At 59.8% G+C, this 19,605-nt stretch carries 20 protein-coding genes; 10 read left to right on the top strand and 10 right to left on the bottom strand.

What is annotated here, in order from left to right; genetic code table 11:
* Window positions 1-6: 6 nt before the first annotated feature.
* From ACIOMO_RS18805 to arsC, 3 genes are read right to left on the bottom strand one after another with little or no spacing between them, the layout of a single operon-like run.
* On the bottom strand, window positions 7-432 hold the full coding sequence (locus ACIOMO_RS18805; RefSeq protein WP_053122782.1) for a DUF2069 domain-containing protein: 426 nt from the start codon (window positions 430-432) through the stop codon (window positions 7-9).
* A gap of 2 nt (window positions 433-434) precedes the next feature.
* The gene (wrbA, locus tag ACIOMO_RS18800) at window positions 435-1,031 is read right to left on the bottom strand and encodes an NAD(P)H:quinone oxidoreductase (protein ID WP_053122780.1); all 597 of its coding nucleotides are present in this window, start codon (window positions 1,029-1,031) and stop codon (window positions 435-437) included.
* On the bottom strand, window positions 1,028-1,381 hold the full coding sequence (gene arsC, locus ACIOMO_RS18795; protein WP_212543819.1) for an arsenate reductase (glutaredoxin): 354 nt from the start codon (window positions 1,379-1,381) through the stop codon (window positions 1,028-1,030). The genes wrbA and arsC overlap by 4 nt, the downstream gene beginning before the upstream one ends.
* 113 nt (window positions 1,382-1,494) lie before the next feature.
* Here arsC and ACIOMO_RS18790 point away from each other — a divergent pair, with 113 nt between their 5' ends.
* On the top strand, window positions 1,495-1,962 hold the full coding sequence (locus tag ACIOMO_RS18790) for a TlpA disulfide reductase family protein (protein ID WP_159814989.1): 468 nt from the start codon (window positions 1,495-1,497) through the stop codon (window positions 1,960-1,962).
* A gap of 138 nt (window positions 1,963-2,100) precedes the next feature.
* Here ACIOMO_RS18790 and ACIOMO_RS18785 read toward each other — a convergent pair whose 3' ends face one another.
* Together ACIOMO_RS18785 and ACIOMO_RS18780 are read right to left on the bottom strand one after the other, a co-directional pair.
* The gene (locus tag ACIOMO_RS18785) at window positions 2,101-2,505 is read right to left on the bottom strand and encodes an META domain-containing protein (RefSeq protein WP_053122774.1); all 405 of its coding nucleotides are present in this window, start codon (window positions 2,503-2,505) and stop codon (window positions 2,101-2,103) included.
* Window positions 2,505-2,939: a hypothetical protein gene (locus ACIOMO_RS18780; RefSeq protein WP_038367468.1), complete on the bottom strand. Its 435-nt coding sequence runs from the start codon at window positions 2,937-2,939 to the stop codon at window positions 2,505-2,507. The genes ACIOMO_RS18785 and ACIOMO_RS18780 overlap by 1 nt, the downstream gene beginning before the upstream one ends.
* A gap of 133 nt (window positions 2,940-3,072) precedes the next feature.
* Here ACIOMO_RS18780 and ACIOMO_RS18775 point away from each other — a divergent pair, with 133 nt between their 5' ends.
* Window positions 3,073-3,528: a hypothetical protein gene (locus ACIOMO_RS18775; RefSeq protein ID WP_212548943.1), complete on the top strand. Its 456-nt coding sequence runs from the start codon at window positions 3,073-3,075 to the stop codon at window positions 3,526-3,528.
* A gap of 3 nt (window positions 3,529-3,531) precedes the next feature.
* Here the strand turns inward: ACIOMO_RS18775 and ACIOMO_RS18770 are convergent, their stop codons facing one another.
* Both ACIOMO_RS18770 and ACIOMO_RS18765 read right to left on the bottom strand, forming a co-directional pair.
* On the bottom strand, window positions 3,532-4,521 hold the full coding sequence (locus ACIOMO_RS18770) for a 2-hydroxyacid dehydrogenase (protein ID WP_400754158.1): 990 nt from the start codon (window positions 4,519-4,521) through the stop codon (window positions 3,532-3,534).
* A gap of 82 nt (window positions 4,522-4,603) precedes the next feature.
* Window positions 4,604-7,357 carry a response regulator gene (locus ACIOMO_RS18765; protein WP_053123306.1) on the bottom strand — a complete coding sequence of 918 codons (2,754 nt, stop codon included), beginning with the start codon at window positions 7,355-7,357 and terminating at the stop codon, window positions 4,604-4,606.
* 219 nt (window positions 7,358-7,576) lie between these two features.
* On the opposite strand from ACIOMO_RS18765, the gene ACIOMO_RS18760 reads away from it, so the two are divergent.
* The 8 genes from ACIOMO_RS18760 to ACIOMO_RS18725 all read left to right on the top strand — a co-directional run bounded on the left by ACIOMO_RS18760 (window position 7,577) and on the right by ACIOMO_RS18725 (window position 17,244).
* The gene (locus ACIOMO_RS18760) at window positions 7,577-8,299 is read left to right on the top strand and encodes a response regulator transcription factor (RefSeq protein ID WP_159814985.1); all 723 of its coding nucleotides are present in this window, start codon (window positions 7,577-7,579) and stop codon (window positions 8,297-8,299) included.
* Entirely contained in the window at window positions 8,286-9,710 is a 1,425-nt protein-coding gene (locus ACIOMO_RS18755) for a histidine kinase sensor domain-containing protein (RefSeq protein ID WP_401242762.1), read from the top strand. Before ACIOMO_RS18760 ends, ACIOMO_RS18755 begins: the two co-directional genes overlap by 14 nt.
* Window positions 9,711-9,908: 198 nt before the next feature.
* The gene (gene cysM / locus ACIOMO_RS18750) at window positions 9,909-10,811 is read left to right on the top strand and encodes a cysteine synthase CysM (protein ID WP_053122764.1); all 903 of its coding nucleotides are present in this window, start codon (window positions 9,909-9,911) and stop codon (window positions 10,809-10,811) included.
* Window positions 10,811-12,187 carry a 23S rRNA (uracil(1939)-C(5))-methyltransferase RlmD gene (gene rlmD / locus ACIOMO_RS18745; RefSeq protein ID WP_212543816.1) on the top strand — a complete coding sequence of 459 codons (1,377 nt, stop codon included), beginning with the start codon at window positions 10,811-10,813 and terminating at the stop codon, window positions 12,185-12,187. Before cysM ends, rlmD begins: the two co-directional genes overlap by 1 nt.
* 101 nt (window positions 12,188-12,288) lie before the next feature.
* Window positions 12,289-14,532, top strand: coding sequence for a GTP diphosphokinase (gene relA / locus ACIOMO_RS18740; RefSeq protein ID WP_053122760.1), 2,244 nt, complete (start codon window positions 12,289-12,291; stop codon window positions 14,530-14,532).
* Window positions 14,533-14,663: 131 nt separating this feature from the next.
* On the top strand, window positions 14,664-15,497 hold the full coding sequence (gene mazG, locus ACIOMO_RS18735) for a nucleoside triphosphate pyrophosphohydrolase (protein ID WP_401242887.1): 834 nt from the start codon (window positions 14,664-14,666) through the stop codon (window positions 15,495-15,497).
* A 26-nt stretch (window positions 15,498-15,523) separates the two neighbouring features.
* Window positions 15,524-16,066, top strand: a complete 543-nt coding sequence (locus ACIOMO_RS18730; protein ID WP_401242759.1) for a DUF2058 domain-containing protein — start codon at window positions 15,524-15,526, stop codon at window positions 16,064-16,066.
* Window positions 16,067-16,296: 230 nt separating this feature from the next.
* Window positions 16,297-17,244, top strand: coding sequence for a hypothetical protein (locus tag ACIOMO_RS18725; protein WP_401242756.1), 948 nt, complete (start codon window positions 16,297-16,299; stop codon window positions 17,242-17,244).
* A 66-nt stretch (window positions 17,245-17,310) separates the two neighbouring features.
* Here ACIOMO_RS18725 and ACIOMO_RS18720 read toward each other — a convergent pair whose 3' ends face one another.
* The 3 genes from ACIOMO_RS18720 to fabA form a co-directional block, all read right to left on the bottom strand.
* Window positions 17,311-17,499 carry a hypothetical protein gene (locus ACIOMO_RS18720; RefSeq protein ID WP_008079144.1) on the bottom strand — a complete coding sequence of 63 codons (189 nt, stop codon included), beginning with the start codon at window positions 17,497-17,499 and terminating at the stop codon, window positions 17,311-17,313.
* Window positions 17,500-17,890: 391 nt separating this feature from the next.
* A complete protein-coding gene (gene fabB, locus ACIOMO_RS18715; RefSeq protein WP_053122750.1) occupies window positions 17,891-19,111 on the bottom strand; it encodes a beta-ketoacyl-ACP synthase I in 1,221 nt (406 codons plus the stop codon).
* Window positions 19,112-19,122: 11 nt separating this feature from the next.
* On the bottom strand, window positions 19,123-19,605 hold a 483-nt coding region (gene fabA, locus ACIOMO_RS18710; protein WP_401242753.1), incomplete at its 5' end, for a 3-hydroxyacyl-[acyl-carrier-protein] dehydratase FabA.

Genomic DNA, 19,605 nt, shown 5'->3' with positions numbered 1-19,605 from the left:
TTTCCATCAGGCGACGGAGATTTCTCCCTCGCCAGCCAACTTGCGATTCAACTGATACCGCCACCGCACATACAACAGCGCCGAGCAAAACACCGCCAGGCTCGCGACCATCTCCAGCACGCCAAACAACTGCCGGTTCGGGTCATACGCCGCCAGTGCGCCTTTGATGAAATACAGATTCACCACAAAACACATCCACGAATGACCACGGGCGCTGCCCATGATCATCGCCGGGGCGAGAACCAGCCACGGGATCAGCTCGACCAGCAGAATCACCCACGGCCGCGCGCCGTGCAGATCGGCGAAGATCAGATAGTACGCAGCGAGCAACCCGGCCAAAGCAAAAAAGCTCAGCAGACTGACCACCCGCATCGCTTTCACGCGCGGCTCAAGCCACTCGACCGAGGGCAGGATTTTCGGCTTCTTCGCCACCGTCAGCCCTCCAGTTTCTGCGCAGTCTTGGCCAGACGATGGCCGAGCGCACGGCACAGCGCGACTTCGTGCTGATCCAGACCTTTTTTGCCGTCCGCCCCAGCGTGATGGCTGGCGCCGTAAGGCGTGCCGCCGCCCTGGGTTTCCAGCAGCGCCGATTCGCTGTACGGCAGACCGGTGATGAGCATGCCGTGGTGCAGCAGTGGCAGCATCATCGACAGCAGCGTGGTTTCTTGACCGCCGTGCAAACTGGCGGTGGAGGTGAACACGCCGGCCGGTTTGCCAACGAGAGCACCGGTCAGCCACAGATTGCTGGTGCCATCGAGGAAGTATTTCAGCGGCGCGGCCATGTTGCCGAAACGCGTCGGACTACCGAGGGCCAGGCCGGCGCAGTTTTTCAAATCATCCAGCGTGGCGTAGAGCGCGCCTTCGTCCGGAATGCTTGGCGCAACGGCTTCGCACTCGGTGGAGATCGCCGGCACGGTACGCAGACGCGCTTCGAGGCCAGCCTGCTCGACACCGCGAGCAATCTGCCGCGCCATCTCGTTGGTCGAGCCATTGCGGCTGTAATACAACACCAGAATGTACGGCGCGCTCACGGCAGCAACTCCAGGACATTTTCCGGCGGACGACCGATCACGGCTTTGTCGCCGACTTCAAGAATCGGTCGCTCCATCAGTTTCGGATGCTGGGCGATGGCGTCGATCAATTGCGCTTCGCTGAGGCTTTCATCCGCCAGTTGAAGCATTTTGTATTCATCTTCCCCGGTACGCAGCAACTGGCGTGCGCTGATCCCGAGCTTGCCGAGCAGGGCCTTGATTTGCGCCGCATTCAGCGGGGTTTCGAGGTAACGCACGACGTTTGGCGTCAGGCCGCGGGCTTCGATAAGTTCCAGCGCGCCGCGGGATTTCGAGCAGCGCGGATTGTGATAAAGCGTCAGATCGGTCATGGCGGGTCGCTTCTGGCGTAAAGTGGCGGCTATTCTAACTGTGCAGCGCGCAATCCAGAACCGTCAGAGGCGATGGGTCGCAGGCGCGTTTAAATTTTCACAAGGAACAGGACATGACACGGCGATTGGCAGCGGCATTGACGATTATCGGGGCGTTGATGCTGGGGGGCTGCGGTAACGACTACGGCATCGACCAGAACGGGCAGAAAGTCGCGTCCGAGCGTCTGGACAAACAATGGGTTGTGCTCAACTACTGGGCCGAATGGTGCGGGCCGTGCCGAACGGAGATTCCGGAACTCAATCATCTGGCTGACGAGCTCAAGGGCAAGAACGTCGGCGTGTTCGGGGTTAACTTCGACAACGTGCAGGGCGCGGAGCTGAAAGAGGCCAGTGAAAAACTCGGTATCAAGTTCACCGTGCTGGCGCAGGATCCGGCGGAGTTGTTCGACGTGCCGCGCAGTGAAGCGCTGCCGGTGACGTACATCATCGACAACAAGGGCAAGGTGCGTGAACAGCTGATGGGCGAGCAGACGGCGGCGGGGGTGATGGCGAAGCTGGAGGCGTTGCAGGCGACTAAATAGATTGTTGCCATTCAGGCTCGTTCCCACGCCGGAGCGTGGGAACGATCAAAAGATCGCAGCCTTCGGCAGCTCCTACAGGGGGTACGCGGACTCATGTAGGAGTTGCCGAAGGCTGCGATCTTTTTTGCGGCTGAACAATCAACCCTCTTCCAGCCACCAACGCAAAGGCTTGCCTTCAGCCGGCCAGAAGCGCATCTGCTCGATCGGCGAGATGTCCCAGCGCTCGACATGTTCCAGCGCCTCGAGGAAACGTTGCTCCTGCTCCATCAACGCCGGCGCGCACAGTTTGCGGGTCTTGCCGATTTTGCCGAAGCTCAGCTTGTCGCCTTCCAGCGTGTACGGCGCGAACCAATGGTTGCAGCCGCCGTTGCCGTAAGCGCGACCATCCTCGCCGAGGGTCACGGTCAGATGGCTGTAATCCATCAATGGCCGTTCACCGATCCATTCCAGAATGTAGCTGCGGTTTTGTTGCAGTTGCACAGGCTCAGCCGCACAACCCACCAGACCAACACCGACCAACGCGGTCAGGGCAAAGCGTTTCATCACGCAGGCTCCTGGCATTTCGGGCACAGGTGCTTGTCGCCAACGGCTTTCCAGCCCAGCTCGGCAATCCGCGCGGTGGCGGCCGGTTTCTCTGCGGTTTTGCCCAGCTTGGCGTCCACGGCGAATTCAAAGCTCAGCTCTTTGGCGCAGCTGTCGCAGTTGACTTGCCAAGTGTGGATCGCCAGTTCGCCGAACACCGGGCCGGTGGTCATCGCAGTCCATTGGCCCGGCGGATTGATCAGGTGGCGGACGGTTTCGACGGTCAGGCGCATGGACAAATCCTTGCTGCCTTTGAGGGTGACCAACAGCGCGTCACCGATGCGGATCGAACCACCGTTGCCGGTGACCTGATAGCGGCCCGGAACGAGGGCGCGGCATTCGGTGAGGGTGTGTTGCGGGTTCATCAGCGTGTAGCGGAAATCGTGTTCGACCATGGGTCCTCCAAATATGCGCGACATGCTAGCACGGGCTCGATTGCAGGATGATGCGCGCGTGCGACCTTCGATCCGGTTCAAATCGACCCGCACCCATGGCAAACTGCCGCACCCGACTCTGAAGGAACGGAACATGGCGCTGATCGAATGTTATGAATGCAAGCGGAACATCAGTTCCGAAGCCTTGGTGTGCATTCATTGCGGGGCTCCGATGGCCGAGCAAGCGGCGCATGTGCAAGCGCAGGCCGCCGCTGCCCCCACGAAGGCCTCGACGATTTCTTTCGGCAGTCTGCCGCGCAACAAGGCTGTGCCGGAGGCCGTTGTCCCGCCCGCCGCTGAACCGCTACCGAAAGTGATGCCCGCCGCAGCAGGGCGCCGTCGTCGTCAGCAAGCGGCGCAACCGGTTCAACCGCAGATCAATGCCGATGGCAGCCGCCCGGTCGAAGGCTGGCTGAAGATCATGATCTTCCTGCTGCCGATGGTGTTTGTCTGGTTCCTGCTGCGCAACGGGCACTCGGCGAAACAACGGCTGTTCGGCTTCGGCTGGCTGGCCTTGCTGATTCTGGCGTCGTCGCTGTCGCCGAAATAACGGTCAGCCCTCGACCTGGTTCTGCGGCGCACCCGCCGCCCAGGTCGCGATGTTGTGCAGCGTGGTTGCCGCGATCGCGCCCAGTGCCTCGCGCGTGAGAAACGCCTGATGCGCGGTGATGATCACGTTAGGAAAGGTCAGCAATCGCGCCAGCACATCGTCCTGCAACGGCAAGTCCGAACGATCCTCGAAAAACAGCTGTGCTTCTTCTTCGTAGACATCCAGCCCCAGATAACCGAGTTGCCCGTCCTTCAGTGCGTCGATCAGCGCCGGCGTGTCGACCAATCCGCCGCGCCCGGTGTTGATCAGCATCGCGCCGGCTTGCATGTGCGCCAGTGAATCGCGGTTGATCAGGTGTTTGCTCTGCTCATTGAGCGGGCAGTGCAGGCTGATGATTCGCGACTGCGCGAGCAGCTCCGGCAAGCTCAGATAACGCGCGCCCAAAGCGACAACGTCCGGGTTTGGATAGGGATCGTAAGCCAGCAGCTCACAACCGAAACCGTGCATGATTTTCGCGAAGGTCGCACCGATCTGTCCGGTGCCGACGATGCCCACCGTTTTGCCAACCAGATCGAAACCAGTCAGACCGTGCAGGGTGAAATCACCTTCGCGGGTGCGGTTGTAGGCGCGGTGCAGACGACGGTTGAGGGCGAGAATCAGCGCCACCGCATGTTCAGCGACAGCATGCGGCGAATACGCGGGAACACGCACGACCGCCAGTCCTAAACGCTTGGCGGCAGGCAGATCGACATGGTTGTAACCCGCCGAACGCAAGGCAATCAGCCGCGTGCCGCCAGCGGCGAGGCGTTCCAGCACCGGAGCACTGAGATCGTCATTGATAAACGCGCAAACCACTTCGTGTTGGTCGGCGAGGGCCGCTGTGTCGAGGCTGAGCCGGGCCGGTTGAAAATGCAGTTCGAGATCCGCCGGGCAGTCGGCGGCGAGGAAGCTGTCGCGGTCGTAGGTCTGACTGCTGAAAACGATCGTGCGCATGAAATCCTCCTGGAGCATCGACGCGGGTTGAAACACCCGCGAGCACTTTAGCGGCAACAGCGGTAAGCGGTGTTGCGCTGGGTCAGGCGCTGATCTTCGCTTGGGTGGCCAGGCGATTGATCGAGCGTTCCAGTTCATCCAGCGCTGCCGAGGCCTTGGGGTCGTCTTGCTTGAGCAGGGTTTCGCTGCGCTGGCAGGCCGCGCGCAATTGCGGCACGCCGCAGTAACGGGTGGCGCCATGCAGGCGATGCACGCGCTCGAGCAAAGCGTTTTGATCGTGGCTGTCGCGGGCCGTGCGAATCGCTTCGCGGTCGGCTTCAAGCGAGGCCAGCAGCATCGCCAGCATGTCCGCCGCCAGATCGGCTTTGCCGGCGGCCAGACGCAAACCTTCGTCGTGATCGAGCACCGGCAATTCATGGTTGAGCGCAGCGCTGTCGCTGAGTCGATCCGGCGCCTGATTGCGCAACGCCAGACCGGTCCACTTCAACACCACTTGCGCCAGTTGCCGCTCGCTGATCGGTTTGGTCAGGTAATCGTCCATGCCGCTTTGCAGCAGCGCGCGTTTTTCATTGGCCATCGCGTGGGCGGTGAGGGCGACGATTGGCAGCGGCGTGCAATGCCGCTCGCTTTCCCACTGGCGAATGGTTTCGGTGCTCTGGCGCCCGTCCATGCCGGGCATCTGCACGTCCATCAGCACCAGATCGAAGGATTCCGTTTGCACGGCTTTGACGGCGGCGTAACCGCTCTCGACCGCGAGGACTTTGGCGCCCATGTCTTCGAGCAAGGTCTGCACCAGCAACAAGTTTGCCGGGTTGTCGTCGACGCACAGCACACGCGGCGCACGACTCGACAACGGCTCGCCCGGTTCGCTGCGCATCTGGCGCGGATTGACCAGATCGGACAGGGCGCGACGCAACTTGCGCGTGCACGCCGGTTTCGCCTGCAACTGGCTGTGCGGGTTGGGCACCGACAGATGGAACAGTGTCTGTTCGGTGGTCGGGCACAGCACCAGCACTTTGCAGCCGAGGTGTTCGAGATCCCAGATGTGCTGGTTCAAACGCTCCGGCAGCATGTCGTTGCTGGTGATGCCGATGACCGCAAGATCAATCGCCTGATCGGTCTGATGTGCGCCGGTGACGCCATTGGTCAAGGTTTCCAGGGTATTGAACGGCGTGACGTCGAGGCCGCAATCTTCCAGTTGATGCTGCAAGGCCTGACGCGCCAGTTCGTGATTCTCCAGCACCGCCACGCGGCGCCCGAGCAGCGGCGCGGCGGGCAGGTCTTCGGCATCATCACGGGTTTTCGGCAGGCTCAGGCTGATCCAGAATTCCGAACCTTCGCCCGGCGTGCTGTCGACGCCGATTTCGCCGCCCATCTGCTCGATCAAGCGTTTGGAAATCACCAGCCCCAACCCGGTGCCGCCGGGCTGGCGCGACAGCGAATTGTCGGCCTGGCTGAACGCTTGAAACAGTGCGCGCACGTCCTGATTCGACAGGCCGATGCCGGTGTCCTGAATGCTGATGCGCAGTTGCACGCTGTCTTCGTGCTCTTCTTCGAGCATGGCGCGGGCGACGATGGTGCCTTCGCGGGTGAACTTGATCGCGTTGCTGACCAGATTGGTAAGGATCTGCTTGAGGCGCAGCGGATCGCCGACCAGCGACAGCGGCGTGTCGCGATACACCAGACTGACCAGCTCCAATTGCTTGGCGTGCGCGGCTGGGGCGAGGATGGTCAGGGTGTCCTGCAACAGGTCGCGCAGGTTGAATGGAATATGGTCGAGCACCAGTTTGCCGGCCTCGATTTTCGAGAAGTCGAGGATCTCGTTGATGATCCCCAGCAGGCTGTCGGCGGATTTTTCGATGGTGCCCAGATAATCGAGCTGACGCGGGGTCAGTTCGCTTTTCTGCAACAGATGCGTGAAGCCGAGAATGCCGTTGAGTGGCGTGCGGATCTCGTGGCTCATGTTGGCGAGGAATTCGGATTTGATCCGGCTCGCCTCCAGCGCTTCTTTGCGCGCCAGATCCAGTTCGATGTTCTGGATCTCGATCGTTTCCAGATTCTGGCGCACGTCTTCGGTGGCCTGATCGACGCTGTGCTGCAACTCTTCGCGGGCATTCTGCAGGGTGCCGGCCATGCGATTGATGCCGGAAGCGAGCTCGTCCAGTTCCTGACTGCCGAGCGGCGGCAGACGGGTTTCCAGATGACCGTCCTTGAGTTGTGCGACGGCCTGTTTGATCTGGCCCAGCGGACGGTTGATGGTGCGGCCCATGCGCAACGCGAGCAGCGCGGCACCGGCCAGACCGGCGACTATTAATAGAAGGCTGGCAAACAGACTGCGATAACCGCGTAGCAACATGCCGTTGTGCGACAGCTCCAGTTCGACCCAGCCGAGCAGGCGATCGGACTCTGCCGGGATCAGTTCGCCGGCGAGGTTGCGGTGCTTGCCGAACACCGGCATCAGGTAACGCGTCGCATCATTGCCGCTGCGTCGTTGCAGTTGCGCGCTGTCACCGCTCGGCGCCTGATTGAGCATGGTCGGCCCGGCGTGGGCCAGCGGCGAGCGATCCGGCGCTAGGAACGTCACCGCGCGCACGTCGGGTTGTTCAAGGGATTGCGTGGCGATGCGCTCGAGCAACTCATTGTTGCCGTGACCCATGGCGGGCGCGACCAGCGGGGCCAGTTGTTCGGCGATCATTTCGCCGCGCTGCATCAATTGGCTCTGCAAGTCGGACTGCTGCATCCAGGTGAAATAGCCACCCAGCACCAGCGCCATCAGGCTGGTCGGCAACAAGGTCAGCAACAACACGCGACCTTTGATTCCCAGTTTCTTGAGCACGCCTATCTCCTGCATCCCGCTGATCTGTTGACTCATGCGTGCATCCGGCACGCGACATTGGCGCAGTGTAGCGATTTGCTCGCGGGCAATCTCCGGAAAAATGGTGTCGCCATCGGTCAGCGTGTGGGTGCTCGTTTGTCCGAAGGGCTAACCATCAGTTGCCCGATGCCCGGCAATCTTGAATAATCGCCCTCAACTGAGAATGACTTGCAGATACTCATGACTCCTGTTTCCGTTGGCCAGCCACGCATACTTTCCATCGAGGACGATCCGGTGCTCGGCGCCTATGTTCACGAACATCTGGGCCGCAGCGGCTTTCAGGTGACCTGGTGCCAGAACGGTCAGGAGGGCTTGAACATTGCCAAGCGCCAGCCGTTCGACGTGGTGCTGATGGATATTCTGCTGCCGGGCATGGACGGTTTGAACGTGCTGACGCAATTGCGCCAGAGCCATTCGACGCCGGTGCTGCTGATGTCGGCCCTGGGTGCCGAGGCGGATCGCATCAGCGGTTTCCGACTGGGCGCGGATGATTATCTGCCCAAGCCGTTCAGCATGGCCGAGCTGCATGTGCGCATCGAAGCGATCCTGCGCCGGGTCGCGCTGGATCGACGTCCGGCGGCGAGTGCGCCTGCCGCGACGATCAGCGCGCTGCATTTTGACGATGAACAGTGCGACGTGTTTTTCCGCGATCAACCTGCCGGGCTGACCCGCAGCGAATTCCGTCTGCTGGAAACCCTCAACCGCAATGATGAAGAAGTGCTGAGCAAAGCCTTCCTTTATCAGCACGTTTTGCAACGCGGCTACGCGGCCCACGATCGCAGCCTCGATATGCACATCAGCCAGATCCGCCGCAAACTCAAAGCCATCGGTTACACCGAGCGGGAAGTGCGCACGGTGTGGGGCAAGGGTTATGTACTGAGCGGTGCCGATGAAACTGTCTGAACTGCCGGGCCGCCATTCGCTGTTCTGGAAACTCGCCTGTCTGCTGGTCGCTTTCTGCCTGCTGATGATCTGGCTGAGCTGGTCGTGGGGCCGCTATATGGAGGAGCGCAATCAGTTTCTCTCCGATGAGGCGCGCGGCACGCTGGCGCGGTATGCCGGGGAGGCCGAACGTGCCTGGCAGCGCGGCGGCCGCAGCGGTATTGATGACTGGTTACAGAGCATGGAATTGCGCGAGGCCAGTTGGGTCGGCGTGATCGGCGGCAATTTGCAGTCGCTGAGCAACGACCCGCTGAATGATCAGGAAACCCAGCACCTGACCTTTTTGCGCGGCCTCGACTGGCCGATTCACAAACAGGGGCGGCCGTGGCTGCGCATTCCATTTCCCAAAGACCCGGCCGCCGGCAGTCTGGTGATCGAATTGCCCGAGCGTTTTCTGCCGGGCAAATATCGGGTGTTCTGGCGGGTGATCACCAACGGCGTGATTCCGGGACTGTTCACTTTGCTGTTGTGTGTCGGGTTGTATCGCTTGCTGGTGGTGCCGCTGAATAATTTGCGCGAACAGGCCAACGCCTGGCGTGCTGATCAATTGAATGTGCGGTTGTCGAGCGGGATTACCCAGCGCCCGGATGAGCTCGGCGAACTGGCAAGGGCGTTTGACTCGATGTCCGAACGCCTGCAATCCACCGTCGCCCTGCAACAGCAATTGCTCCGCGACCTGTCCCACGAATTGCGCACGCCGCTGAGCCGCCTGCGCGTGGCCAGCGAAAGTGAGCAAGGTCTGCCGCAATTGCGCGAGCGCATCGGGCGTGAAGTCGACGGCATGCAACGGCTGGTCGAAGACACCTTGCAACTGGCCTGGCTCGACACCGACCGCACGCCACTGCCGGACGAGGCGATCCAGATTCAGGCGCTGTGGGAAATGCTTACCGACAACGCCTGTTACGAAAGCGGCTGGCCGAGCCTGCAATTGCAGTGTTCGGTCGAGGCATCGTGCTGGGTGCGCGGCAATCTGAATACCTTGGCGCAAGCGCTGGAAAACATTCTGCGCAACGCCATTCGTCATTCGCCGGAAGGCGGGATCGTCCGGCTCGATGGGCGGCGTGATGGCGATTACTGGCATTTGTGGCTGGAGGATCAGGGCGGTGGCGTGGCTGACGCGGATCTGCAGCGGATCTTTTTGCCATTCACCCGACTCGACGGCTCGCGGCCCGGCGACGGAGGGTTTGGTTTGGGGCTGAGCATTGCGCGCAATGCGGTGCAGCGTCAGGGCGGGTTTATTTGGGCGGAGAATAGCGGGGCGGGGTTGCGGCTGAATTTGCGCTTGATGGCGGATGATTGTGTTGCGCCGACTGACGCCATCGCGAGCAGGCTCACTCCTACATTGGATTTGCGTTCACCGCAGATCGTCTGAACAGCATCGATCCCCTGTAGGAGTGAGCCTGCTCGCGATGAGGCCCTTCGATTCAGTATTCACCTTAAAACTCTCACCAGTGGTGAGACAAATGCTGCTTATTCCCATAAACCATAAGCACCGTACTTTGCGTGATATGGCCTGCGCGGGTTTGCCGGTATGATAGGCGCCCCCGCACGTCTGGATTGCGAATACGCCATGACCTTGCAGTACCCAACCATCGCCGATTGCGTCGGCAACACTCCGCTGGTGCGTTTGCAGCGCCTGCCCGGTGCCACCAGCAACACCCTATTGCTCAAGCTCGAAGGGAATAACCCGGCAGGTTCGGTCAAGGACCGTCCGGCGTTGTCGATGATCACTCGCGCCGAGCTGCGCGGGCAGATCCATGCCGGCGATACGCTGATTGAAGCGACTTCGGGTAACACCGGCATTGCGCTGGCCATGGCCGCCGCGATCAAGGGTTACAAGATGATCCTGATCATGCCGGACAATTCCAGCGCCGAGCGCAAAGCGGCGATGACCGCTTACGGTGCCGAGCTGATTCTGGTCAGTCAGGAAGAAGGCATGGAAGGCGCGCGCGACCTCGCGCAGCGTATGGAAGCCGAAGGCCGTGGCAAGGTGCTCGATCAGTTCGCCAATGGCGACAATCCTGAAGCGCACTACACCACCACCGGCCCGGAAATCTGGCGTCAGACCCAGGGCACCATCACGCATTTCGTCAGTTCGATGGGCACCACCGGCACCATCATGGGCGTTTCGCGCTACTTGAAAGAGCAGAGCGACAACGTGCAGATCGTCGGTTTGCAGCCGATGGAAGGCTCGGCCATTCCCGGTATCCGCCGCTGGCCGCAGGAATACCTGCCGAAGATTTATCAGGCTGACCGTGTTGATCGCATCGTCGACATGGCGCAAAGCGAGGCCGAGGACGTCACCCGTCGTCTGGCCCGCGAAGAAGGCATCTTCTGCGGCGTGTCCTCGGGCGGTGCGGTGGCAGCGATGCTGCGCCTGTCCAAAGAAGTTGAAAACGCGGTGATCGTCGCGATCATCTGCGACCGTGGCGACCGTTACCTGTCGACCGGCATTTTCGACGCGCCCAACTGATGGCCAAGCACGAGAGAGGCCTGCGCTTTCAGCCCACTGGCGGCAGCAAGGCCCCGCAAATTCCGACCGGCAAGAAGCAGCGCTTGAGCATCGAGCGCCTGGCCAATGACGGTCGCGGTATCGCGTTTTTCGAAGGCAAAACCTGGTTCGTCCTCGGCGCCCTTGCCGGTGAAGAGGTCGAAGCGCGGGTGCTCGGCGCCCACGGCAAAGTGGTCGAGGCGCGCACCGAGCGCGTGTTCACCGCCAGCGAACTGCGTCGCCCGGCGCCGTGTCAGCATGCCGGTCGTTGTGGCGGTTGCAGCGTTCAGCATTTGCCCCACAGCGAACAGCTTGCCCTGAAACAGCGCATGCTCGCCGAGCAATTGTCGCGCGTTGCCGGTGTCGAACCTGAAGAGTGGGCAGCGCCGCTGACCGGCCCGGAATTCGGCTATCGCCGTCGTGCCCGGATCGCGGTGCGCTGGGACATGAAAGCGAAGAAACTCGAAGTCGGTTTCCGCGCGGCTGGCAGTCAGGACATCGTCGCGATCAGCGAATGCCCGGTGCTGGTACAGCCCTTGCAACCGATCATGACCCGTTTGCCGGAGATGCTCCGTCGCTTGAGCAAGCCGCAAGCGTTGGGTCACGTCGAGTTGTTCAGCGGCTCGTCGCTGGCGGTATTGCTGCGGCACATGGCGCCGTTGTCCGAGGCGGATCTGAGCATCCTCAAGGACTTCTGCCAATTCCATGAAGCGCAACTGTGGCTGCATGGCGAAGGCGAACCGCAACCGGTCGATGCCACGCAGTCGCTGGGCTATCGCCTGGAGCAGTGGGATTTGAACCTGGCGTACCGGCCGGGCGACTTTATTCAGGTCAACGCCGGCGTCAACGAGGCGATGGTCGCGCAGGCGCTGGACTGGTTGAAGCCGGGCAGCGATGAGCGCGTGCTGGATCTGTTCTGCGGCCTCGGCAACTTTGCCTTGCCGCTGGCTAAATCCGTGCGTGAAGTGGTTGCGGTCGAAGGCGTGCAGACCATGGTTGATCGCGCCGCAGCCAACGCTGCTAGTAACAATTTGCATAACACAAAGTTTTTTCAAGCCGATTTATCCCAGCCTTTGAGCCATGCTCAGTGGATCGGAAACGGTTTTTCTGCGGTACTCTTGGATCCACCGCGTGACGGTGCTTTCGAGGTGGTACGCAAGCTTGCGACCCTGGGCGCGAAGCGGTTGGTGTATGTGTCGTGCAACCCGGCCACGCTGGCGCGCGACACGGTCGAATTGATCAAGCAGGGCTACCGGTTAAAACGTGCCGGGATTCTCGATATGTTTCCTCAGACGGCACATGTCGAGGCCATGGCGTTATTTGAAGCGAGCCAGGACGGCTCGTCTGAATCCGCCTGACCTGTCCGCGCAGCGCTCGCATCAGCCCCGCGAGCGCAAACGGGCAGTAGAGGTCAGCGATTTGACGCATTGAATCTGCGTCGTAGGGAAGGTAAAGCAAGATGGTACAGGTGAGAGCACACCAGCCGATCAACACTGACGGCAGTATCAATCTCGAGGCTTGGCTCGATCACGCGGTCAGTGTCGATCTGGCACTGGATCGCGAAGCCTTGAAAGAAGCCTGCGAGTTCGCTCGCGAGGCCGAACAACAGTCCAATGCCAAGAAGAATCTGTGGGCCGAAGGCTCCGGCAGTTTCAGCACGGGACTTGAGATCGCCGAGATTCTCGCCGACCTCAAACTCGATCAGGATTCGCTGGTCGCTGCGGTGCTGTATCGCGGCGTGCGCGAAGGCCAGATCGAACTCGCGGCCATCAGCCAGCGCTTCGGCCCGGTGGTGGCCAAACTGATCGACGGCGTGCAGCGCATGGCTGCGATCAGCGCCAGCCTCAGTCCGCGTCAGTCGATGGTGATGGGCACGCAAGGGCAGGTGGAAAACCTGCGCAAGATGCTCGTGGCGATGGTCGACGACGTGCGCGTCGCGCTGATCAAACTCGCCGAACGTACCTGCGCGATTCGTGCGGTGAAAACCGCCGACGATGAAAAGCGTAACCGTGTCGCCCGCGAAGTGTTCGACATCTATGCGCCGCTCGCGCACCGCCTCGGCATCGGTCATATCAAATGGGAACTGGAGGACTTGTCCTTCCGTTACCTCGAGCCGGATCAATACAAGCAGATCGCCAAGTTGCTCCACGAGCGACGGCTTGATCGCGAGCGTTTCATCGCCGACGTGATGACCCAGCTCAAGGACGAATTGCAGGCCACCGGCGTTGACGCCGACATCAGCGGCCGGGCCAAACACATCTATTCGATCTGGCGCAAAATGCAGCGCAAGGGTCTGGAATTCAGCCAGATCTACGACGTGCGTGCGGTGCGTGTGCTGGTGCCGGAAATGCGCGACTGCTACACCGCGCTCGGTATCGTCCACACCTTGTGGCGGCACATCCCGAAAGAATTCGACGACTACATCGCCAACCCGAAAGAGAACGGCTACCGCTCGCTGCACACGGCGGTGATCGGCCCTGAGGGTAAAGTGCTTGAGGTGCAGATTCGTACGCACTCGATGCACGAAGAGGCCGAACTCGGCGTCTGCGCGCACTGGCGCTACAAAGGCACCGACGTCAAATCCGGTTCGAATCACTACGAAGAGAAAATCTCCTGGCTGCGTCAGGTGCTCGAGTGGCACGAAGAACTGGGCGATATCGGTGGTCTGGCCGAACAGTTGCGCGTCGATATCGAACCGGATCGGGTCTACATCTTCACCCCCGACGGTCACGCCATCGACTTGCCGAAAGGCGCGACGCCGCTGGACTTCGCTTACCGCGTGCACACCGAGATCGGTCACAACTGCCGTGGCGCGAAGATCAACGGGCGCATCGTCCCGCTCAACTACAGCCTGCAGACCGGTGAACAGGTCGAGATCATCACCAGCAAGCACGGCACGCCGAGCCGCGACTGGCTGAACTCGAACCTCGGTTACGTCACCACCTCGCGGGCGCGGGCGAAGATTGTTCACTGGTTTAAATTGCAGGCGCGTGATCAGAACGTCGCCGCCGGTAAAACCCTGATCGAGCGCGAACTGGCGCGCCTCGGTCTGCCTGCGGTGGACTTCGACAAGCTGGCCGACAAGGCCAACATGAAAACCGCCGAAGACATGTTCGCCGCCCTTGGTGCCGGCGACTTGCGTCTGGCGCAACTGGTCAACCTCGCGCAACAACTGGTCGAGCCGGAGCGTGGTAACGAGCAGCTGGAACTGATACCGCGCAAAGCCACCGGTTACAAACCGGGCAAGCGCGGCGACATTCAGATTCAGGGCGTCGGTAACTTGATGACGCAGATGGCCGGCTGCTGCCAACCGCTGCCGGGCGATGCGATCGTCGGTTACATCACACAGGGCCGTGGTGTGAGCATTCACCGTCAGGACTGCGCCTCGGTGCTGCAACTGTCGGGGCGCGAGCCAGAGCGGATCATTCAGGTCAGCTGGGGCCCGGTGCCGGTGCTCACCTATCCGGTGGACATCATCATCCGTGCCTACGACCGTTCCGGTTTGCTGCGTGACGTTTCGCAGGTACTGCTCAATGAGCGCATCAACGTGCTGGCGGTCAACACCCGCTCGAACAAAGAGGACAACACCGCGTTGATGTCCCTGACCATCGAGATCCCGGGTCTGGACGCGCTGGGGCGGTTGCTGGGGCGTATATCGCAGTTGCCGAACATCATCGAAACGCGGCGTAACCGTACCCCGTGAAGATCGACGCCGATCAACTGTGGGAGCGAGCCTGCTCGCGAAGAGGGTGTGTCAGTCGACATCATTGTTGCAGACACACCGCTTTCGCGAGCAGGCTCGCTCCCACAAGGTTTTGTGGTGAGAGATAAATGATGTACAGCCTTGAAGACCTGCTCCATCTGATGAGCCGCCTGCGCGATCCGCAGTTCGGTTGCCCGTGGGACATCAAGCAAACCTACGCGACCATCGTTCCGCACACCCTTGAAGAAGCCTACGAAGTGGCCGACGCCATTGAGCGTGGCGACTTCGATCATTTGCAGGGCGAGCTCGGCGATCTGCTGTTCCAGGTCGTCTATTACAGCCAGTTGGCCAAGGAAGAAGGGCGCTTCGAATTTGCCGGGGTGATCGACAGCATCACTCGCAAACTGATCCGTCGTCATCCGCATGTGTTCCCAACGGGCGATCTGTACGCGCCGCTGGACGTTCCGCGCTTGAGCGAAGAACAGGTCAAGCAGCGCTGGGAAGAGATCAAGGCCGAAGAACGCGCCGAGCAATCCACTGCGCCCGAGCAACTGTCGCTGCTCGACGACGTGCCGGCCACGCTGCCAGCCTTGTCGCGTTCAGCCAAGCTGCAGAAGCGTGCCGGGCAGGTCGGTTTCGACTGGCCGGAGGCTTTGCCGGTATTCGACAAGGTGCGCGAAGAGCTCGATGAAGTTCTTGAAGCCATGTCACAAAACGATCCTGTCGCCGTGGCGGACGAGATCGGCGACTTGCTGTTTTCCGTGGTCAATCTTGCCCGGCATCTGAAGGTCGACCCGGAAACTTCGCTGCGTGGCGCCAACAGCAAATTCGAAAGACGCTTCCGTTTTATCGAACAGGCATTGCGCGACACCCACCGTCCCATAGAAGATTGCACCCTCGAAGAGTTGGACGCCCTGTGGGGCGAAGCCAAACGTCAGGAAAAGAATGCGCCCAGCTGCGGCTGAGCAACTGCCCAAGTGAGTAAGCATTAATGAGTATTTCCCTTCGCGACCAGTTGCTCAAAGCAGGCCTGGTCAACCAAAAGCAGGCCAAACAGGTCGGCAAAGACAAGCAGAAGCAGCAGCGTCTGGCGCATAAAGGCCAGATCGAACTGGATGACTCGCAACAGCGCGCCGCTCAGGAAGCCAAGGCCGAGAAGGTCAAGCGCGACCAGGAGCTGAACCGCCAACAGCAGGAGAAAGTTGAAGCCAAGGCGCGTGCTGCTCAGGTCAAGCAACTGATTGAAGTCTCGCGTCTGCCGAAGCTGACCACCGAGGACTACTACAACTTCGTCGACGACAAGAAGGTCAAGCGGATCTCGGTCAACACGCTGATGCGCAACAAGCTCAGCAGCGGTTCGCTGGCGATCGTCCACCATGCCGGCGGCTACGAAGTGATTCCGCGTGAAGCGGCCCTGAAGATCCAGGAGCGCGATCCGCAGCGCGTCGTGCAACTCAACGTGCAGACCGAAGAAGTCAGCACCGAAGATGATCCGTATGCGGCGTATCAGATTCCTGATGATCTGATGTGGTAATGGTTTTAATGTTCTAGCGGCTTACATCTTTGCTAGTACTTTGAAAGTGTTTATAGATTGAACCCGCCGATTCGTATCGATACGATCGGCGGGTTTTCTTTTGGCAGAAATTAACGTGTTTGAAGTGTGAGGATTTTGCGCTGCTTATAAACAGCGCGTTGCATTTTTATATAGGTTTTTTTGTAGGGGAGAATAAATGGAATTAACTTGAATGAATAAGGATATTGCTAATGTTATTAAGCATTGCTTCGTTGCGCCAACCGACTTTTGAACCGCAGTTTTTTGAGTTGCGGGCGCCTGGCCAGTCAATTACCGATTACGTGATCAGCGAACTGGATGTGCGGGCCGAGTACGTACGCCGCAAGATCAGGATCGCCGCCAAGGCCGCTGCCGCGGATCACGATGGCGCGGACTGTCTGTTCTTCACCTTGCCAGAGTTTTTCTGGAATATCCCTTGGCGTGAAGTCGACAGCGAAGAAGAGCTTCACGAACTAACGACCGCTTACCTGGAAAAAGTCCCCGCGTACATTTCGTCGCTAATGAAAGATCTGCCGATGGAACGCTATGGCAAGATTGTACTGTTGGCGGGAAGTTGTGCGACGTTGGTAAAGATAGGCGAGGGTGACGCAAGTTATTACGAGGTCATCAACTATTTGCTGACCATCACAAATAAAGAATACGAGGCAGATATACCGTTGATGTCGATGTGGCCCAAGCGTCATGTTTCCGGCATCGATTTTGGTCAGCATATTGGCAATGAAGATGGTTTCTGGTTCTTCAGGCTGTTTGATGAGTTTGTCATCAAGGTCAAGGATCACAGTTCCGTCAGCGCGGAGCACAGTTACTTTGACGGATACGAAGGGCTGTTTATCAATAGCCTGGTGCCGGGATGCCCGTTCGGCATTAACGTGTGCCTTGACTATGCCGTGCTGAGGGAAGGTGAGCGGGATAAGGAAGTTGAAATCCCTGAAGTGAAAATCGACTTTCTGATTGCCTGCGGCATGTCCTTGGACTACGACAAGCAGCACCCGACTGCCGTGCAATACTCGATCAGGAATGACGGCATGGGCCGTGGTGCATGTGAGGTGGTCAGACTCGAGGAGGGGCTGATCGTCGATGAAATAGCTTCGGAGGAAATCGACGACAACCTTCATTTGAGTGTGATTCGCGTGGTGTGAAGGTTTTGATGTTGTTGCAGCCTGCCCCCCCGAAAGGGACAGGCTGCAACCCTGAAGAGTGGTGAGTCAGGCGGATCGTAGATCCCGTTGCTGTTCTTGCACTTCCAGTTCGGCCTTGTAGTTGTGGGCATCGATCTCGTTGTGGAACATGCCGACCAGCAAGTCTTGTTGATGCACATCCCAGATCCGTATACCCGCGGCTACGCCTTCATGGGACATGTGTGAATCGTCGCGTTCAGTTACTTTTACAGTCATCTGCTAGCTCCAATCTCTGGTTTATCTGCAGCAAGGCGTGTGCAGGACTCTTTTATATGTTTTGTTAGCTTGCTAAGTAAACGGCTGATTTATGCAATGTGTTGTTGCGGTTTTTGCAACAGTGCTGCAGCCCCCGTAAACCGCGACATTCGGTCGCAGGGGGTAAAGTTTCATGACAGAAGTTTCATTTCCAGACGCACGCAACCCTGTGTAGGAGCTGCCGAAGGCTGCGATCTTGATCGTTCCCACGCTCCGCATCGTTGATCGTTCCCACGCAGAGCGTGGGAACGATCAGATAGGGGATTTGTGTTGGGCCAGGAGTTTTCTTCAGACGAAAAAAAACGCCCCGAACCAGTCGGGGCGTTTTTATGTGTGGCTCAAGCTCGGGGAATTACTTGCCTTCCCAGCGCTTCAGTACCAGCGTGGCGTTGGTGCCGCCGAAGCCGAAGCTGTTGCTCATCACGGTGTTGATGGTGGCGTTCTCGCGGGTCTTGGTCAGCACCGGCAGATCGGCCACTTCAGGGTCCAGTTCGTCGATGTTGGCGGAGCCGGCAATGAAGTTGCCTTCCATCATCAGCATGCAGTAGATCGCTTCGTGAACGCCGGCAGCGCCCAGGGAGTGACCGGACAGGCTCTTGGTCGAGCTGATCGCAGGTGCCTTGTCGCCGAACACTTCACGCACACCTTTCATTTCCGCAACGTCGCCGACCGGAGTCGAAGTGCCGTGGGTGTTCAGGTAGTCGATCGGGGTATCAACGGTGGACATCGCCATCTGCATGCAGCGGATCGCGCCTTCGCCGCTTGGGGCAACCATGTCGTAGCCGTCGGACGTCGCGCCGTAGCCAACGATTTCGGCGTAGATTTTCGCGCCACGGGCCAGAGCGTGTTCCAGCTCTTCAACCACGACCATGCCGCCACCGCCAGCGATGACGAAACCGTCACGGTCTTTGTCGTAGGCACGGGAAGCCAGTTCCGGAGTGTCGTTACGCTTGCTGGACAGAGCGCCCATGGCGTCGAACAGGAACGACTGGCTCCAGTGCTCTTCTTCACCGCCACCGGCGAAGACGATGTCCTGCTTGCCCATCTGAATCTGTTCCATGGCGGTACCGATGCAGTGAGCACTGGTGGCGCAGGCAGAAGCGATGGAGTAGTTCAGGCCTTTGATCTTGAATGGCGTGGCCAGGCAAGCGGAAACGGTGCTGCTCATGGTCCGCGTGACACGGTATGGGCCAACGCGCTTCACGCCTTTCTCGCGCAGGATGTCCAGCGCTTCCATCTGGTTCAGCGTGGAAGCACCACCGGAGCCAGCAACGAGGCCGGTACGCGGGTTGGACACTTGCTCTTCGGTCAGGCCGGAGTCAGCAATGGCGTCTTTCATGGCCAGGTAGGCGTAAGCCGCTGCGTGGCCGACGAAGCGATAGATCTTGCGATCGATCAGCTCTTCAAGGTTGAGGTCGATGGAGCCGGAAACCTGGCTACGCAGACCCATTTCTGCATATTCCGGGTTGAACCGGATGCCAGGGCGGCTTGCACGCAGGTTAGCGGAGACGGTCTCTTTGTCATTGCCCAGGCACGAAACAATGCCCAGACCAGTGATAACGACGCGGCGCATGCGAATAACCCTTAGAAGTTGTCAGTGGAGGTGAACACGCCGACGCGAAGGCCTTCGGCGGTGTAGATTTCGCGACCGTCAACAGACACCGAACCGTCGGCAATAGCCAGGTTCAGCTTGCCCTTGAGGACGCGCTTGATTTGAATGTTGTAAGTGACTTTCTTGGCGGTCGGCAGTACCTGACCGAAGAATTTCACTTCGCCCGAACCCAGCGCACGGCCACGGCCCGGCAGGCCTTGCCAGCCCAGGAAGAAGCCGACCAGTTGCCACATGGCATCCAGACCCAGGCAGCCCGGCATCACCGGATCACCTTCGAAGTGGCACGCGAAGAACCACAGGTCAGGGTTGATATCCAGTTCGGCGACCAATTCACCTTTGCCGTACTTGCCACCCTCTTCACTGATATGGGTGATGCGATCCACCATCAGCATGTTCGGGGCGGGCAGTTGCGCGTTACCTGGGCCGAACAGCTCACCGCGACTGCAGCGCCGCAG

It is taken from the genome of Pseudomonas sp. NPDC087804 (genome assembly GCF_044742965.1).
Classification (GTDB): Bacteria; Pseudomonadota; Gammaproteobacteria; order Pseudomonadales; family Pseudomonadaceae; genus Aquipseudomonas; species Aquipseudomonas rustica.
Note: the sequence above shows the minus strand (reverse complement) of the source record. Positions and strands in the feature narration are given on the sequence as shown.